This window comes from Salinimicrobium aquimaris (genome assembly GCF_035607535.1).
Lineage (GTDB): Bacteria > Bacteroidota > Bacteroidia > Flavobacteriales > Flavobacteriaceae > Salinimicrobium.
In genome coordinates this window covers 48,911-66,332 of the sequence record NZ_JAYDZX010000012.1, presented here as the reverse complement: position 1 = coordinate 66,332, position 17,422 = coordinate 48,911, and the positions used below count along the sequence as shown (strand labels likewise).

13 protein-coding genes are annotated in these 17,422 nt (G+C 42.9%); 11 read left to right on the top strand and 2 right to left on the bottom strand.

The window, feature by feature from the left end; translation table 11 throughout:
- Position 1: 1 nt before the first annotated feature.
- From VR862_RS11875 to VR862_RS11860, 4 genes are all read left to right on the top strand, one after another.
- Positions 2-1,825, top strand: coding sequence for an ABC transporter ATP-binding protein (locus tag VR862_RS11875; RefSeq protein ID WP_324721195.1), 1,824 nt, complete (start codon positions 2-4; stop codon positions 1,823-1,825).
- A gap of 445 nt (positions 1,826-2,270) precedes the next feature.
- On the top strand, positions 2,271-2,792 hold the full coding sequence (locus VR862_RS11870) for an RNA polymerase sigma factor (RefSeq protein ID WP_416384500.1): 522 nt from the start codon (positions 2,271-2,273) through the stop codon (positions 2,790-2,792).
- A gap of 32 nt (positions 2,793-2,824) precedes the next feature.
- Complete coding sequence (locus tag VR862_RS11865; protein ID WP_324721193.1) at positions 2,825-3,334, top strand: hypothetical protein; 510 nt, start codon at positions 2,825-2,827, stop codon at positions 3,332-3,334.
- A gap of 1 nt (position 3,335) precedes the next feature.
- Positions 3,336-3,767: a hypothetical protein gene (locus VR862_RS11860; protein WP_324721192.1), complete on the top strand. Its 432-nt coding sequence runs from the start codon at positions 3,336-3,338 to the stop codon at positions 3,765-3,767.
- 60 nt (positions 3,768-3,827) lie between these two features.
- Here the strand turns inward: VR862_RS11860 and VR862_RS11855 are convergent, their stop codons facing one another.
- Positions 3,828-4,868 carry a WD40/YVTN/BNR-like repeat-containing protein gene (locus VR862_RS11855; protein ID WP_324721191.1) on the bottom strand — a complete coding sequence of 347 codons (1,041 nt, stop codon included), beginning with the start codon at positions 4,866-4,868 and terminating at the stop codon, positions 3,828-3,830.
- Between the two features lie 76 nt (positions 4,869-4,944).
- Between VR862_RS11855 and VR862_RS11850 the strand changes: the two genes are divergently transcribed.
- Both VR862_RS11850 and purL read left to right on the top strand, forming a co-directional pair.
- Entirely contained in the window at positions 4,945-6,162 is a 1,218-nt protein-coding gene (locus tag VR862_RS11850) for an RsmB/NOP family class I SAM-dependent RNA methyltransferase (protein ID WP_324721190.1), read from the top strand.
- Positions 6,163-6,636: 474 nt separating this feature from the next.
- Positions 6,637-10,311 carry a phosphoribosylformylglycinamidine synthase gene (gene purL, locus VR862_RS11845; protein WP_324721189.1) on the top strand — a complete coding sequence of 1,225 codons (3,675 nt, stop codon included), beginning with the start codon at positions 6,637-6,639 and terminating at the stop codon, positions 10,309-10,311.
- A gap of 56 nt (positions 10,312-10,367) precedes the next feature.
- Here the strand turns inward: purL and VR862_RS11840 are convergent, their stop codons facing one another.
- On the bottom strand, positions 10,368-10,958 hold the full coding sequence (locus VR862_RS11840; RefSeq protein ID WP_324721188.1) for a DUF4136 domain-containing protein: 591 nt from the start codon (positions 10,956-10,958) through the stop codon (positions 10,368-10,370).
- A gap of 132 nt (positions 10,959-11,090) precedes the next feature.
- On the opposite strand from VR862_RS11840, the gene VR862_RS11835 reads away from it, so the two are divergent.
- From VR862_RS11835 to VR862_RS11815, 5 genes are all read left to right on the top strand, one after another.
- Positions 11,091-12,332 carry a class-III pyridoxal-phosphate-dependent aminotransferase gene (locus VR862_RS11835; RefSeq protein WP_324721187.1) on the top strand — a complete coding sequence of 414 codons (1,242 nt, stop codon included), beginning with the start codon at positions 11,091-11,093 and terminating at the stop codon, positions 12,330-12,332.
- Positions 12,333-12,410: 78 nt separating this feature from the next.
- Positions 12,411-14,186, top strand: a complete 1,776-nt coding sequence (locus VR862_RS11830; RefSeq protein WP_324721186.1) for an AMP-dependent synthetase/ligase — start codon at positions 12,411-12,413, stop codon at positions 14,184-14,186.
- A gap of 133 nt (positions 14,187-14,319) precedes the next feature.
- On the top strand, positions 14,320-15,402 hold the full coding sequence (locus VR862_RS11825; RefSeq protein ID WP_324721185.1) for an SGNH/GDSL hydrolase family protein: 1,083 nt from the start codon (positions 14,320-14,322) through the stop codon (positions 15,400-15,402).
- Between the two features lie 2 nt (positions 15,403-15,404).
- Positions 15,405-16,403 carry an L-glyceraldehyde 3-phosphate reductase gene (gene mgrA, locus VR862_RS11820; protein WP_324721184.1) on the top strand — a complete coding sequence of 333 codons (999 nt, stop codon included), beginning with the start codon at positions 15,405-15,407 and terminating at the stop codon, positions 16,401-16,403.
- A gap of 124 nt (positions 16,404-16,527) precedes the next feature.
- Positions 16,528-17,421 carry an SMP-30/gluconolactonase/LRE family protein gene (locus VR862_RS11815; protein WP_324721183.1) on the top strand — a complete coding sequence of 298 codons (894 nt, stop codon included), beginning with the start codon at positions 16,528-16,530 and terminating at the stop codon, positions 17,419-17,421.
- Position 17,422 lies beyond the last annotated feature (1 nt).

Sequence of the window (17,422 nt, the reverse complement as noted above, 5' to 3'; positions counted from 1 at the left end):
AATGAATTACTTCAAGAAGATCATGAGGTTCGCGATCCCTTACAAAAGGTTCGCGATCCTCAATATTATTTGTAATATTTTTTACGCGCTCTTCAGCACCCTGTCATTTTTGGCGCTCATCCCGGTGATCCAGATCCTGTTTGACAAAACCAAACGAGTGGCAGTAGAACCTGAATGGGCGGGCCTGGCAAGTATTAAAGATTACGTCGTGGATTCCTTCAATTATGAAGTTACCCGCCGCGTAAATGAAGATGAAGTTACCGCGCTGCTATTCGTCTGCGGCATTGTGGTTATTTTATTCTTCTTAAAAAACCTTTTTGGCTACCTGGCTGCATTCTTTATCACTTTCCTTCGGAATGGAGTACTGCGCGATGTGAGAAATGCCATTTATGATAAGATCCTGGTTTTACCTGTCTCCTACTTTTCCGAAAAACGGAAAGGCGACACCATCTCCAGAATAACTGCCGATGTTAATGAAGTACAGACTTCTTTTCTTTCCATCCTGGAACTAATTGTGCGTGAACCGCTCACGATAATTTTCACAATTACGGCCATGCTCATCATGAGTCCGACCCTGACAGTTTTCGTCTTTGTTTTTCTTCCGATTTCCGGATTCATTATTTCTGCAATCGGTAAAAAACTAAAGAGCAAGTCAAATCAGGCGCAGGAGGAAAATGGTTATTTCCTGTCTCTTGTTGAAGAAACCCTTTCCAGTTTAAAGATTGTAAAAGGATTTAATGCCGAAGATAAATTCAGGGATAAATTTCATACTTCAACAAATAGACTCAAGCGAATTCTGGACAGTCTTCTCAACAGGCAGAACCTCGCCTCCCCTACCAGTGAATTCCTGGGGATCTTTGTGATAGTGATCATTCTTTGGTTTGGAGGAAATATGGTGCTGGTGGAAGGAACCCTTGACGGTGCGACTTTCATAGCCTTTATGGGCCTTGCCTACAATATACTTACTCCCGCCAAACAAATAAGTAAAGCGACCTACAGCGTTAAGAAAGGCGACGCTGCCGCGGAAAGGATCTTTCAGGTGCTCGATACTAAAAGTAATATTTTAGATGCGCCCGATGCTCTCGAAAAAACTAATTTCGAGAAGGAGATCGAGATCAAGAACATCTCCTTTAGATATGAAGATGAGAATGTCCTGAAGAATTTCAGCATCACAGTTCCTAAAGGTTCGACTGTTGCTCTGGTAGGCCAGTCGGGTAGCGGAAAATCTACCATTGCCAACCTCGTCACACGATTTTATGATGTCAATGAAGGCGCAATTAAAATAGATGGAATTGATATAAAAGACATGACCAAAAGATCTCTTCGGAATCTAATGGGATTGGTAACACAGGATTCCATCCTGTTTAATGACACGATTAGAAATAATGTGAGCCTCGGAAAAGAAGGGGCAACAGACGAAGAGATCATTGATGCTCTCAAGATCGCCAATGCCTGGGAATTCGTAAAAGACCAGCCGCAGGGTCTCGATACCAACATTGGCGACAGCGGAAATAAATTGAGTGGCGGACAAAAGCAGCGGCTATCCATAGCAAGGGCCGTCCTTAAAAATCCGCCGATCATGATCCTGGATGAAGCGACTTCGGCTTTGGATACCGAAAGTGAAAGACTGGTACAAAAAGCCCTAGAAAAAATGATGAAGAACAGAACTTCTATTGTTATCGCCCACCGGCTTTCGACCATTCAAAATGCAGATCAAATTGTAGTGATGCAAAAAGGACAGATCGTGGAGCAGGGAAAACATGATGAACTATTGGCTAAAAAGTCTGTCTACCAGAAACTCGTGGAAATGCAGTCGTTTGATTAAGAGGTTCGAAGTACGAAATTAGAAGTACGATTTTAGAAGTGTGTACTCCGGGGAAGGAGGAATCTTAACGCAAGTCACCTATAAAAAATAAGGTTCCAAAAATGATATTTTTGGAACCTATTCTTTTCAAGTAGGTAATGGTAGAAGAAAAAAATGGATGAAGTAGGTCCATCCATTTTTCGTAAATCTAGTCACCACTTTGGGGCAGGTAGTGAAAAGATCTCCATCATTTGGAGCAAAAAAGATTAACTTTTTCACAGTGTGAAGATACTACAAAAAACCAAACAAAAAAATTTTTTGTGTATTTTATCTATATTTTGTGTATTTCATCGATGTTTTACCCTTGAAATGACCGTTTCCAGAACTTGTACTTTCTAAAGAAATCCTCCTATCTTTAACCACTTTTAAACTCCGGTACCTTTTGAATCCTTCCGAAGAAAATTTAGTGCTACGCCTTCAGGACCCAAAGTCGAGGAATGAGGCCTTTAGGGAGTTGCTCGAACTGTACCAGGAAAGGCTCTACTGGCAATGCCGAAACATTGTAAAGAATCACGAAGACGCCGATGATGTTCTCCAAAACACTTTTGTAAAGATCTTTCGGAATATTGATAAGTTTAAAGGAGAAAGTCAGTTATTTTCCTGGATGTACAGGATAGCCACCAATGAGTCCATTACTTTTCTTAACAACAGAGCTAAGAAACACCACATCAGCTCAGAGGAACTTCAGCAGCAAATCATAGATAATCTCGAGAACGACGTCTATTTCGAAGGTGATGAAATTCAGCTGAAATTACAGAAGGCTATTGCCACCCTTCCGGAGAAACAACAACAGGTATTTAACATGAAATACTTTCAGGAATTGAAGTATAAGGAAATTTCTGATATTTTAGGTACTTCAGAAGGCGCACTTAAGGCTTCGTACCATCATGCGACCAAAAAAATAGAGGAATTTTTAAAACAGACTTAAACCTTAAGACGAAATTTCAGTCAAATAAATAAATGAAAAAGAACAGGTTACCATATAGCAACAAATCAGGATTTAAGGTTCCGGAAGGTTACTTCAAGGACTTTGAATCCCGTATGATGGAGCGGATAACCGATGATGACAAGGAGTTTGGAGCAAATCCATTTAAAGTTCCCGAAAATTACTTTGACCAGCTTGGGGACCGGGTATTTGATAAGTTGGACAATTCTCCCAAAAAGGGCAAGGTTGTTCCGCTTTTCCGCAAAAAAACATGGTCCTATATTGCAGGAGTTGCAGCTGTGGCCGCTGTTTTATTTAGCTCTGTGATCTTTAATGAAAATGGTGAAATTGGTTTTGAAGACCTTGATATCACCGCTGTTGAAAATTATCTGTTAGAGTCCCTTGATATGGACAATCCTAATGAGAGTCCTTATGTTGATTACGAATTAACTGCTTCGGCAAACCCCAATATTGATAAAGAAGCCCTTTTTGAATATTTGAATGAAAATATTGAAGAACCGGCACTCCTACTTAATGAAGATTAAAATGAAAAAGTTTTTATTTATGGTCCTTTTCCTGGCAATAGGTTTTCAAGCCTCTGCACAAGACAGGGATGAGCATCGCGAAAAGATCAGGGCTTTAAAAACGGCCTATATTACCGAAGGTTTGAATCTCACAGCCCAGGAAGCACAACAGTTCTGGCCTATTTATAACGAGTTCGAAAGAAAGCGCCGTGAGCTGTATAGACAGGAAAGAGCTGAAGTAAATGTGGAATGCCTGAGTGAAGAAAAAGCAGAATCAAAGCTGCAGGAATATGTTGAACTTGAGCGTAAGGATTACCTCTTAAAAAAGGAATATTACAAGGATCTTAGAAAGATCTTTAGCGCCCGCAGAATTATGGAGCTAAACAAGGTTGAAGACGATTTTAACAGAAAGATGATGCGGGAATATCGCGCCCGACAAGCATCAAAGAAATAATTTGGTTTTTGGTTGGTTAGTTGGAATGGTCCGGTTGCTTAAGCGCCGGATCATTCATTTTTACCTGAACTTCAATTTTGCCAGCCTGTTCTTTCCTGCAGCATAAGCAACAGAATCATTGAGGAACCTGATGGTATAAAACCCTTCCGGAGAAAGTTCCTTCCAGTTCTCCCCTGCATCTGATGAGTAAGAAATTCCCGTAAATCCTACAGCTACTATTTCCTGACCTTTTCCGCCGGGAACATAACGCACACTGCTTTTATAGCCGGGATCCTTAGCATCGGCAATGAGGCGCCAGGTCTTGCCACCGTCGTTTGTCACAGCTTTGTTTGCCGTATTTTCTTCGGGAGCTGTGTAATCTCCGCCAATAACTATTCCGTGCTGCTCATCATAAAAATCCATTGAATAACCGCCCTGGGTACTTTTCCCCTGGACCAGCGGCGTTTCGAAAACTTCCCATGTTTTACCTTTGTCGGGCGTAAAAAATACCCTTGACCGGGCACCTCCCGAAAGGATCCACGCCTTCTTTCCTTGCACAGCAATATTGGAATTACTCGCTGCAAATGCGGCTTCACCTTCGGCTGCTTCAGGTAATTGATCGCAAGAAAGTTTCTGCCAGTTTTTTCCTCCGTCGCGGGTGATTATTATTGAAAGGCAGTTTCCCACAGGATCACCCATGGCAATTCCTTCTTTGTCATTCCAGAACGTCATGGCATCATAGAACACTTTTTCACCCTCTTCCTTATAAACCAGCTCCATTTTCCCGTCGTCACCTGTTTTATAAAGTAGTGCGGGATTCGCCACACTTAGCATAAAGAAATCTTCGGAAGTTCCCGCGACAGCCCTGAATTCGGGATAAATGGAATCGTACTGCTGCCTGCTCACCCGCACCTGGTCCTGCCCCGAATTATAAATGCCATAAGCGCCGTTGGAACCCGCAAAAGCAAGATCTTCCCCCATGATTTCAATGGCTCTAATGCTTAAGGAATCTTCGAGAAGAACATCTATGTTTACTTGAGAAAAAGGATTTCTTTGCTGTTGTTCAGGTTCAGATTTATATGCTGAAAATGCTATGAAAACTATTAAAAGTAGACGCTTCATTTCTAGGAATTTGCCCGTAAAGATAGATTTTTCCGAAGGTTTAAAAAGCTTACCTTTGCAGCTTTAAACAATTTTTATGCGCTTATACAGAAACCTGGTCTTTGCAACAGTAGATGCCCTGGGAGAAATATTTAATGAAGGAGAATACGCCGATAAGGTCATTGCAAAAACCCTTAAACGCGACAAACGCTGGGGCTCCCGTGACCGCAGTTTCATTGCCGAGACTACTTACGATATTGTTCGCTGGAAGCGCCTGTATTCTGAAATTGCCGAAGTAAAAGCTCCTTATTCAAGGGAAAATCTTTTCCGCCTTTTTGCAGTCTGGGCTACCTTGAGAGGAATTGAAATCCCGTCTGACTGGAAGCAGATCGAACCCGTGCCTACCCGACGAATCAAAGGAAAATTTGATGAGTTGAGTAAGATCAGGAAATACCGTGAATCTGTGCCCGACTGGCTGGATGAGATGGGAGTGAAAGAGCTGGGAGAGGAAGTCTGGGAAAAGGAGATACACGCGTTGAACCAGCAGGCGCCGGTAATTCTTCGGGTAAACACCTTAAAGATCAACAAAGAGAAGCTACAACAGGAGCTTCAAAAAGAAGGAATTGAAACCGAATTTTTGAAAGACTATCCAGATGCGCTTCAGCTAAAAGAAAGAGCGAATGTCTTTAAGACTGAAGCTTTCAAAAACGGCTTTTTCGAGGTGCAGGATGCTTCATCACAGTTGGTAGCCGGTTTTCTTGAAGTGGAACCGGGAATGCGCGTTGTCGATACTTGTGCCGGTGCCGGAGGTAAATCACTGCACCTGGCAGCATTAATGGAAAATAAGGGCCAGTTAATTGCTACAGATATCTACGCCAATAAACTGAAGGAACTTAAACGCCGTGCCCGCCGTGCCGGAGCTCACAATATTGAACCGCGCGTAATTGACTCTTCAAAAGTGGTAAAAAAGCTCTACGGTAGTGCAGATCGCGTCCTCATCGATGCTCCCTGTAGCGGGCTCGGAGTGTTAAGCCGAAATCCTGATGCAAAATGGAAGCTGCAGCCCGAGTTCATTGAAACCATTAAAATGACTCAGGAGAAGATCCTGAAGCAGTATTCGAAAATGTTGAAAAACGGAGGAAAAATGGTCTATGCTACCTGTTCTGTTTTGCCATCAGAAAATGAAGAGCAGGTGAAGAAATTCCTCTCTTCCGAAGAAGGAAAGGATTTTAGCCTGGCAAAGGAACAGAAGATCCTGTCCAGTGAAACCGGCTTTGACGGATTTTACATGGCCCTGCTGGAAAAGAAAAAATAGGGTTGGGCTAAAGCCCTTTTAAGGAATTACATTCATTGCCCCCGGATAAATCCGGGGGCAATTCATTTTATAGCTGATCCATATCTTCGAATTGAATGGGCATTGAAAAGAGAATCTTAGAAAAACCAATTGAATTGCCTCCGCCTTCAGGCGGAGGATATAAAATGAATTGCCAAAGGCTTTAGCCCAATTTTCAGCCTACAAAACAAGAGGTTCCAAAAATGGTATTATCGAGGAAGATCTTTTAATATCAATTGTAAAAGACAAGATTGATCAATTGCCTCATCCCTCAGGCGGAGGATCAAAATGCTTTGCCCAGGACTTTAGCCCAACTAGAAACTTGAAAAATAACAGGTCTCAAAAATCCCATTTTTGAGTCGTAATATTTTTCTATCCTTTTTGATTTGAGGCCAAAGGAGTTCTGGCAAAAAATGTAAATTTGCCTACTTACAACAACACACTAAACCACAAGGAATGATCCTATTCTTCGGAAACAAGCCTAATAAGGTCTATGCGGTTCAAACCCATAAGGCCCTTTCGGCTGAAAGCATAGTCAAATTGAACTGGCTATTTGGAAACTCACAATATTTAGACAAATCTGCCCTGGCAGATTTTTTTGTTGGTCCCCGTGCCGCTATGATCACTCCCTGGAGTACAAATGCCGTTGAGATCACCCAAAACATGGGAATTGAAGGCATCCTTAGAATTGAGGAGTTCATTGAAGTTGATGACAACTACCACGACTTCGACCCTATGCTTTCACAGTTATACAAGGGTCTTGACCAGGATATTTTCACCATCAATATTGAACCCGAACCCATTAAAGAAGTCGAGAATATTGGTGCCTACAATAATAAAGAAGGGCTGGCATTAAATGATGAGGAGGTTCAATATCTGGAGGACCTTTCGAAAAGAATCGGCCGCAAGCTCACAGATTCTGAAGTCTTCGGATTTTCCCAGGTGAACTCTGAACACTGCCGACATAAAATTTTCAACGGTACCTTCGAGATCGACGGAAAAGCCAAACCGGTTTCCCTTTTTAAGCTGATACGAAAAACTTCCGAAGAAAATCCGAACGATATAGTCTCTGCATATAAAGACAACGTGGCTTTTGTCAAAGGACCGAGAGTGGAGCAGTTCGCACCACAGTCGGCAGATAAACCCGATTTTTACAGAAAGAAAGATTTTGATTCGGTAATTTCATTAAAGGCCGAAACGCACAATTTCCCAACTACAGTGGAGCCTTTCAATGGGGCGGCAACCGGAAGTGGCGGAGAAATACGTGACAGGCTTGCAGGTGGTAAAGGTTCGTTGCCACTTGCCGGGACGGCCGTATATATGACCTCTTATTCCCGACTTGAAGAAAACAGGCCGTGGGAAAATGCATTTCCTGCAAGACCGTGGCTTTACCAAACCCCGATGGATATCCTTATCAAGGCATCAAACGGAGCTTCAGACTTTGGAAATAAATTCGGGCAGCCGCTTATCGCAGGATCAGTGTTGACATTTGAACATTCAGAAGATCGCAGGGCTTTGGGTTATGACAAAGTTATCATGCTTGCCGGCGGAATTGGTTTTGGAAAAGCAGAGCAGGCGATCAAAGGAGCTCCAAAAAAGGGAGATCAGATCGTTGTTTTAGGCGGTGAGAACTACAGGATAGGAATGGGCGGTGCCGCAGTATCTTCAGCAGATACAGGAGAATTCAGCAGCGGCATCGAACTAAATGCAATCCAGCGGTCCAACCCCGAAATGCAAAAACGTGCTGCGAATACCATCCGCGCAATGGTGGAAGCAGATGAAAACCCAATAGTTTCCATTCACGATCACGGCGCCGGTGGACACCTCAACTGTCTTAGTGAGCTGGTAGAAGATACCGGTGGAAATATTGATCTGGACGAATTACCTGTTGGCGATCCAACCCTTTCGGCTAAAGAGATCATAGGAAACGAATCCCAGGAACGTATGGGGCTTATCATTTCTGAAGAGGACCTAAAGCAAATGAAGAGAATTGCAGAGAGGGAAAGAACTCCCCTCTACCCCGTTGGTGAAGTCACAGAGGATAGAAAGTTTATTTTTGAAAGCAGGAAAACCGGTGCAAAACCAATGGATCTTGCCCTTGGAGATATGTTTGGCAGCTCGCCGAAAATGATCATGAAAGACAAGACGATCGACAGGAAGTATGCTGAAGTTGAATACAACCAGGACGATCTTCACAAATATCTTGAAAGGTTACTGCTTTTAGAGGCTGTAGGTTCAAAAGACTGGCTTACGAATAAAGTCGACCGTTGCGTTACCGGAAGGGTCGCAAAGCAGCAAACCGCAGGCCCCTTGCAGTTACCGCTTAACAACTGCGGAGTGATGGCTCTGGATTATAAAGGGAAAGAAGGAGTTGCAACTTCCATTGGCCACTCCCCTGTTTCGGCTTTGATCGATCCTATTGCGGGTTCTAAAAATTCAATTGCCGAAGCTTTGACAAATATTGTCTGGGCACCTCTTGAAAAAGGTTTGAAATCGGTTTCTCTTTCAGCTAACTGGATGTGGCCGTGCAATAATGAAGGTGAGGATGCCAGACTTTACGAAGCTGTACAGGGAGTATCAGATTTTGCCATATCAATAGGAATAAACGTTCCAACAGGAAAAGATTCCCTTTCCATGAAACAGCGGTACGAAGATGGAAATGTATTGGCCCCTGGAACAGTAATTATTTCGGCTGCGGGTCATTGTGATGAGATCACTAAGGTTGTCGAACCAGTGCTTCAGAAAGACGGCGGTAGTATTTATTACATCAATTTTTCCCAGGATAAATTCAAACTTGGGGGTTCGTCCTTTGGGCAGATCCTCAATAAAGTAGGTGCTGAAGCACCAACAGTAAAAGACGACAAAAAATTTGCAGCTGCTTTCAACGCCATTCAGGATTTGATAAGACAGGATCTTATCCTTGCCGGTCACGATGTGGCTTCAGGCGGACTTATCACTACCCTTCTGGAAATGTGTTTTGCCGATGTGGATCTTTCAGCAGAACTCAATCTGACAAAGCTGGGAGAAAATGACAGCGTAAAACTGCTTTTTTCAGAGAACTGCGGAATTGTCTTTCAGGCCAAGGATAAAAGCATAGAAAATATATTAAAGGAGAAAGGAGTTGAATTCTTCAGGATAGGAAAAGTAACCGAAGGAAAGACCCTGAAGATAAAGAATGGCGATCAACAACTAAGATTCGATATTCCAAAGCTGCGCGATACCTGGTCGCGAACTTCTTTCCTGCTTGATGAAAAGCAAAGTGGAAAAGAAAATGCTGCCGAGCGCTATAGGAATTACGCAAAACAACCTTTGCATTTCAGGTTCCCTGAAGGATTCTCCGGGAAACTTCCAGCCTCCCTCAGCCCCTCCAAAGGAGGTGAGCGAATTAAGGCTGCCATTATTCGTGAAAAAGGTTCTAACTCCGAAAGGGAAATGGCTTATGCTATGGACATGGCAGGATTTGATGTAAAAGATGTACACATGACCGATCTCATTTCGGGACGGGAAACCCTGGAGGATATTCAGTTCATTGCTGCAGTGGGCGGGTTCTCGAATTCAGATGTTTTGGGAAGTGCAAAAGGCTGGGCAGGAGCATTTTTGTATAACGAGAAGGCCAAAGCTGCGCTGGATAATTTCTTTGCACGGGAAGACACGCTTTCCCTCGGAGTTTGTAATGGATGTCAGCTTTTTATTGAACTGGGCCTATTACACCCAGATCATGAAGAGAAGCCAAAAATGCTGCACAACGAGTCGCATAAATTTGAATGTAACTTCACATCTATGGAAATTGCAGAAAATAATTCTGTGATGATGCATTCGCTTTCCGGCAGCAGGCTGGGAATATGGGCAGCACACGGGGAAGGGAAATTCAGTTTCCCCTATGAGATCGAAAAGTACCAGATCATCGGGAAATATGGATACGAAACTTATCCTTCCAACCCGAATGGTTCGCACTACAATACAGCAATGATCGTAAGCGACAATGGACGCCATCTTGCGATGATGCCACACCTGGAACGCTCAACTTTTCCATGGAACTGGGCACACTATCCGAAAGATAGAAAAGATGAAGTCACGCCATGGATCGAGGCCTTTGTCAACGCCAGGAAATGGCTTGAAGAAAGACAGTAAAACAAAAAGTCCGGAGTTGCTCCGGACTTTTTACTTTTACTTTCTCTCAAATAGTACTATTCACTTAGAGGATACTCTTCAAAAATGTCATTTACGAGGTCTCTTATTCCCTGAGTTGTGGTCTGTGCCCCAAGGGTTTCACTAGCTACTCCTTTCCAGACTGTATTGCGTGTTTCCCTGTCAACAAGGTTTATTACGACAGTTCCCTCCTCATAGGCATAAGTATCTGTGTCATACCCAACAATATTGTTATAGCCTGCATAACCGGGATAATAGTAATTATTGTATAACGGGCTCACAGTAGTCATACCCGGAGTATATGGATAAGTAGCATAAACTGGATCTGTAGTGGTAGTTACTTCGGTATCGGTATCGGTGCTGATCAATACAAGCAAATCGGGATTTTGCCGGTCCAGATTATAACCTTCCTGGCGAAGATTTGTGTTCACAGCTTCAATAACTGCACGACTTACCTCACCGGAATCCATTCTAAGTCCTTCGGCATTTACATTTGAATTTGGCAAATAGGCAAAAGAGTCATATTTGTCGAGATCCACATTGGCTGTTTTTGATGTGCTCACTCTGGGTCCACAGCTTAACAATAAGCTTCCTATCATTAATAATACAATTAGATTCAATTTCTTCATAGCTTTCTCTGTTTTATTGGTTTACTTAGAATATATCGAAATAGAAGTCTGAATTATAGACGTTTAACTCAATTATCAGAAGTTTAACCAGAAAAAGACTCATAGCTTTAAAAATATGTAAGAACGTCTATCATGATTTCACCTTTTTATAACACTATTTGCCCTGCTGATGTTTACCTTAAGGAGAAAAAAGAGATGACAGATAAAGAAAAAGATGAAAAATTCTTTGGTCGGGGGAATCCAGCCATGGAACTGGAAGTTATAAAAGCAGAAGGCAGCTATATCTATGGCGCCGATGGGAAAAAATATGTGGATTTCCTGGGAGGTGCGGGAGTTGGGAACCTGGGCTGGGGAGTACAAGAAATTGAAGATGCCATAAGAAACAAGGAAAGACCCTCATATGTTTATCCCAACTTTAGATATAAACCCTGGACCGAACTGGCTGAATTACTGGCAGAGCTCACCCCAAATCATCTCGTTAAGAGTTACAGGATGACCGGAGGATCTGAAGCGGTAGAAGCAGCTCTGGAAATGGCTACCATGTACACCGGTCGCAAAAAAATTGTTTCAATTGAAGGAAGTTATCACGGAAATACCATGGGAGCTTTGAGCATAGGAGCTTCAAAAAAGCAGAAACCCTTTCCCAATCTTTTGCAGGGATGTGAGAAAATTGAACTTCCCCTGAATGAGGAAAAACTAAAGCATCTGGAAGAATTGCTTTCCTCAAACCATGTAGCAGCAGTTATTATGGAACCCGTTATAATAAACCTGGGAGTCATAATTCCTGAAAAAGAATTCATGAGTGGCCTCAACAGGATCTGCAAAGCAACAGGTACTCTTTTGATCATGGACGAAGCAATAACTGGCTTCGGAAGAACCGGAAAAATGTTCGCTTCAGAACATTTTGATATTCAGCCGGATATTTTATGTATGGCAAAAGCCATTACTGCAGGCCATGCGGGAATGGGAGCCGTCATTACCTCAGAGGAAATCGATAAAAAAGTGGGCGGAAAGATCGGGTTGTATTCCTCATATGGCTGGCACCCTGTTGCCGTAGATGCTTCTTTAGCTGCTTTACATTTTCTTCAGGAGAACCGGGAGCGGCTTTTTGAGAATATCCGGCAACTTGAAGAGACCTTCAAAAAGGGGATTTCGGGAGTGGAATTTGCAGAAAGTCCGGAGGTGCGCATCATAGGAGCTGCAATTGGAATAGACCTTAAGGATGAGGATTATGCTTCCGAAGTAAAAGAAAAAGCCTTACAGAATGGTCTTCTCATAAATACGGAAGGATCTTCTCTTCTGTTCCTCCCCAATTTCCAAATGAGTGCCGAAACTGCAGTTGAGGGAATAGAATTATTAAAAACTTGTGTCTAAAAAAGTGATTTTTGAAATTTTATTTGAATTAGATGCTTCTTTTGCTATTTTGCATGAAGTATTGTAACAAATCAATAAATGATCGAAATAAAAAGACTTTTTGATTTTCCATATTTTCAATTGGAAAATGCGCCCCGGGACAAATCCCTTGTCACCAAGTATAACGGGAAATGGGAAGCTCTTTCTTCACAGGAATATGTGGACAAGGCAAACACCGTGAGCCGTGGATTACTGCGGCTCGGAATTCAGCCCAACGACAAGATCGCAGTTATCTCCACCAGCAACCGTACAGAATGGAACGTTCTGGATATAGGAATTCTTCAGGTAGGAGCCCAGAATGTGCCTATCTATCCCACCATTTCTGAAGAGGATTATGAATATGTGATCAATCACAGTGAAGCTATTTATTGTTTTGTGTCAGACAAGGAGATCCTTGACAAGTTGAATACCATCCGCAGCAATACAAAGCTGAAAGGTGTTTACACTTTTGATGAGATCCCCGGAGCAGATAACTGGAATGAAGTTCTCAAAATGGGTGAGGACAAATCCAATCAGGACGAGGTGGAAGCACGAAAAGATGCAGTTAAAGAAGATGACCTCGCAACGCTTATCTACACCTCGGGAACCACGGGAAGACCTAAGGGCGTAATGCTTAGTCATAAAAATATAGTTAGTGACGTGCTCCTGAGCTCAGATAGGGTTCCTTTTGAATTTGGAACCTATACGGCTCTGAGTTTTTTACCGGTATGTCACATTTTTGAAAGGATGATCCTTTATCTCTATCAGTATTACAGTGTATCCATTCATTTTGCTGAATCTATTGAGAAGATTAGTGACAATCTGAAGGAGGTCAAACCTCATGTAATTTCGGCTGTGCCAAGATTGCTTGAGAAAGTTTACGATAAGATCATCGCAAAAGGATCTACAGTTGGCGGAATTAAACAAAAACTGTTCTTCTGGGCTGTGGAGCTGGGTCTGGAATATGAGCCTTACGGCGCTAACGGCTGGTGGTATGAGACAAAGCTGAACCTGGCCCGCAAACTTGTCTTTTCAAAATGGAAGGAAGGTCTTGGCGGCAGGATAGAGCTAATTGTTTCGGGGAGTGCAGCATTACAACCCCGGCTTGCCAGAGTATTCGCAGCCGCGGGAATTCCTGTAATGGAAGGCTACGGACTCACAGAAACCTCTCCTGTGATCTCCGTAAACGACCAGCGAAACGGCGGCTTTAAAATCGGTACTGTAGGACGTGTGCTCAAGGACGTAGATGTGAAGATCGCCGAAGACGGGGAGATTCTTTGCAAAGGCCCTAATGTTATGCAGGGTTATTACAAAGAACCGGAGAAAACAAAAGAAGCTATTAATGAAGACGGCTACTTCCACACGGGAGACATTGGCGAACTGGACAGCGATAATTTCCTAAAAATAACCGATCGTAAGAAGGAAATGTTCAAAACATCTGGAGGTAAATATGTAGCACCACAGGTGATCGAGAACCAGATGAAGCAATCCAGGTTCATTGCAGAGCTCATGGTGGTGGGTGAAGGAGAGAAAATGCCCGCTGCTTTGATTCAGCCAGATTTTGAATTTGTAAGGGAATGGGCTAAGAGAAAACATATCGAGGTTGGCCCGAGCAATGCCGATCTTATTTCGAATGAGCAGGTTAAGACCCGGATTCAGGAAGAAGTTGATTTCTATAACCAAAAATTCGGAAGCTGGGAAAAGATCAAGAAGTTTGAACTTACGCCAGATGTATGGAGTATTGAAGGAGAACACCTCACTCCAACCATGAAGCTCAAACGCCGGAATATTATTAAACTTTACCAGAATCTCTACGACGGGATCTACGAAAGATAATTTTTTTAAAAGCTTACTTTTTGTATCCGGCCTCTGTGCCGGATATTTTTTTAGCCTTGACTCAGGATTTGCCGAAAATTTCAAAAGGGGATCTACAGGAAAGCCGTAAATTAGGGTTCCAAAAAAGGAATAAATGCGCCCTGTCTTTTTCCCCATTCTGGCTTTCCTGCTGTTAAGTTGCAAGTCTGAACAACTGCCGCAAGATCAATACTTTGAGTCTCAGGATATGGTTTTCGCTTACTCTGGAAGAATCCTGAAAAGTAGCGAAGGGACGAAATTGATCACCTCTGCATCCTCGGTAAAAGCCGACGTCTATGGCGACACAGTCACCGTTTTTCTAAAAACCAATGATTCCATACATCATTATGTTGCCGTGGAATTAAATCAGGAGTATAAAGGACGCTTTAGGGTTTATAAGGATACGCTGAAGTTCGCCCTCCCAAAAGTAGATTCAGCTACTACTATTACAATTTACAAAGAAACTGAAGCCGCCAATGGCTCCTTGATCTTCAACGGAATGCGGGCCAAAAAGATCATTAAAACACCCGAAAAGAAGCTTTCCAAAATAGAATTTATAGGAGACTCGATCACCTGTGGAATGGGTGCCGACACCAGTGAAATCCCCTGTGATGAAGGGCAATGGTTTGATCAACACACAGCTTACCGGGCATACGGGCCGCTGGTAGCAAGAGCGCTAAATGTAAATTTCGAGGTGAACTGCGTCTCGGGAATGGGTATGTACCGCAACTGGAACGATGAGAACGAACCTGTAATGCCCGAGGTTTATCCATATCTCCATTTAAATGGAGAACATGGAAAAAGAGCAAGGATAGACAAGAAAAATGCGCCTCAAATAGTAAGCATAGCCCTCGGCACCAATGACTTTTCCCTGGGTGACGCCAGGAAAGAAAGGCTGCCATTCAATAAAAAGAATTTCAAACAAAATTATATTGATTTTGTAACAAAGATATTCGACACCTATCCCGAAACTAAGGTCGCTTTACTCTCCAGCCCAATGCTGGGTGCAGAAGAAGGACAAGATCTAATAAATATTCTTAAAGAGATCAAAGAAGAGTTTCCCGACCGGCCTGTTGAAGTTTTTGAATTCGGAACAATGGACCCGAGGGGCTGTTCATATCATCCCAGTGTAGATGATCATGCTCTAATGGCCGAAAAACTAATTCCTTTCTATAGAAAATTGCTCAACACACCATAATTATGAATAATTACGACGCGGCTGAAGACCGCTACGAAAAAATGCAATATCGCCGCTGCGGAAGAAGCGGGATCAACCTACCCCTGCTTTCTCTGGGTTTGTGGCACAACTTTGGAAATACCACCAGCTTTGAAAATTCCCGTTCTATTTTGCGTACCGCCTTCGATAACGGGATCACTCATTTTGACCTCGCCAACAATTACGGCCCGCCTTATGGTTCGGCAGAAACGAACTTCGGGAAAATATTCAAAGAAGATTTTGTGAAGTATCGGGATGAGCTGCTCATTTCGACAAAAGCCGGCTGGGATATGTGGCCGGGGCCCTATGGAAATTTTGGTTCCAGAAAGTACCTCATCGCCAGTCTTGATCAATCTCTTAAAAGAATGGGATTAGATTACGTTGATATCTTTTACCACCACCGCCCAGATCCTGCTACCCCACTTGAAGAGACTATGGGAGCCCTGGATCAAATAGTGCGCCAGGGAAAAGCTCTTTATGTAGGAGTCTCTCAATATTCTGCAGGGCAAACAGCCAAAGCAGCAGAAATCCTTCGGAATCTTGGAACACCGTTCATTATTCACCAGCCCCGCTACAATATGTTCGATCGCTGGGTAGAAGACGGCCTTATGGATACCCTTGAAAAAGGAGGTCTGGGAAGTATAGTTTTTTCACCGTTGGAACAGGGGATACTCACTTCCAAATACCTTATGGGGATTCCTGAAGATTCCCGGGCTGCCGTAAAAGGCGGATATCTGGATAAAGAGAAGATCACCCAGGAAGTACTCGAGAAAGTTAAACAACTAAATAAGATAGCAGAAAACCGTGGTCAAAGTCTGGCACAAATGGCAATTTCATGGCTTTTGAAAGACCCGAGGGTGACCTCTGTGCTTATTGGAGTGAGTCGGGTGTCCCAATTGGAGGATAATCTGGCAGGCCTAAAGAATCTACATTTCAGGTCTGAAGAACTTGAAGCTATTGAGAATATTCTTAGGAGCGAATAAAATGTTCAGCAATTATCCTTCTGAAAATCAGGTCCTAAAAACGACATTTTTGGAAGGTATATCCCAAAGGATTTCCTGAAGTAGAATTCAGGAAATCCTTATCTTTTGATTATAATTCAAATATATGAAATTGAAGTCCACATTGATTTTAGTTACTGTACTTTTCAGCTTGCCGGGAGCTTCCCAGGAACAGAATTTGATTGCTGAAGGCGCTCAACCTGAGCTTATTGCAGACGGTTTTAAATTTACCGAAGGCCCTGCAACCGATGCTGAAGGAAATGTCTACTTTACAGATCAGCCTAACAACCGCATTCATAAATGGTCGACTAAAGACAATGTAGTGACAGTCTTCATGGAAGATGCAGGTCGCTCCAACGGGTTGTACTTTGATGCTGAAGGAAACCTCTTTGCTGCTGCCGATAAACATTCTGAAATCTGGAAGATAACTCCTAAAAAGGAAGTCTCTGTTTTGCTGGAAGGCTTTAGAGGTAAAAGGTTCAACGGCCCCAACGACTTGTGGATTTCTCCTGACGGTGGCATTTTCTTTACCGATCCTTTCTATAAGAGGGACTACTGGAGTCACAGCGAGCAACCTATAAAAGAACAAAGGGTCTACTACCTCACTCCTAATCGCAAGGGTCTATTTATTGCCGCTGAAGGCCTTGTAAAGCCAAATGGCATCATTGGAACTCCCGATGGAAAAACTGTATACATTGCCGATATTGAGGACAATAAGACCTGGAGCTACAGCATAGGCGCAGATGGAAAACTGGAGAATAAAACCCTGTTTGCGGAATTGGGATCCGACGGAATGACAATGGACGAACAGGGCAACCTCTATTTAACCGGTGACGGAGTTACTGTCTTCAATAAAGCAGGAGAAAAGATCCTTCACATTCCTGTAGATAAAGAGTGGACCGCAAATGTCACTTTTGGAGGTTTAGATCACCAAACCTTATTCATCACGGCTATGGATTCGGTTTTTGGTTTGAAGATGAATGTTAAGGGAGCCAAATAAA

Bases quoted from the DNA above. Each gene is read 5' to 3' on its own strand.
- VR862_RS11875 (WP_324721195.1), top strand. From the start codon at position 2: ATGAATTACTTCAAGAAGATCATGAGGTTCGCGATCCCTTACAAAAGG.
- VR862_RS11865 (WP_324721193.1), top strand. From the start codon at position 2,825: ATGAAAAAGAACAGGTTACCATATAGCAACAAATCAGGATTTAAGGTT.
- VR862_RS11860 (WP_324721192.1), top strand. From the start codon at position 3,336: ATGAAAAAGTTTTTATTTATGGTCCTTTTCCTGGCAATAGGTTTTCAA.
- VR862_RS11855 (WP_324721191.1), bottom strand. From the start codon at position 4,868: ATGAAGCGTCTACTTTTAATAGTTTTCATAGCATTTTCAGCATATAAA.
- VR862_RS11850 (WP_324721190.1), top strand. From the start codon at position 4,945: ATGCGCTTATACAGAAACCTGGTCTTTGCAACAGTAGATGCCCTGGGA.
- purL (WP_324721189.1), top strand. From the start codon at position 6,637: ATGATCCTATTCTTCGGAAACAAGCCTAATAAGGTCTATGCGGTTCAA.
- VR862_RS11840 (WP_324721188.1), bottom strand. From the start codon at position 10,958: ATGAAGAAATTGAATCTAATTGTATTATTAATGATAGGAAGCTTATTG.
- VR862_RS11835 (WP_324721187.1), top strand. From the start codon at position 11,091: ATGATTTCACCTTTTTATAACACTATTTGCCCTGCTGATGTTTACCTT.
- VR862_RS11830 (WP_324721186.1), top strand. From the start codon at position 12,411: ATGATCGAAATAAAAAGACTTTTTGATTTTCCATATTTTCAATTGGAA.
- VR862_RS11825 (WP_324721185.1), top strand. From the start codon at position 14,320: ATGCGCCCTGTCTTTTTCCCCATTCTGGCTTTCCTGCTGTTAAGTTGC.
- mgrA (WP_324721184.1), top strand. From the start codon at position 15,405: ATGAATAATTACGACGCGGCTGAAGACCGCTACGAAAAAATGCAATAT.
- VR862_RS11815 (WP_324721183.1), top strand. From the start codon at position 16,528: ATGAAATTGAAGTCCACATTGATTTTAGTTACTGTACTTTTCAGCTTG.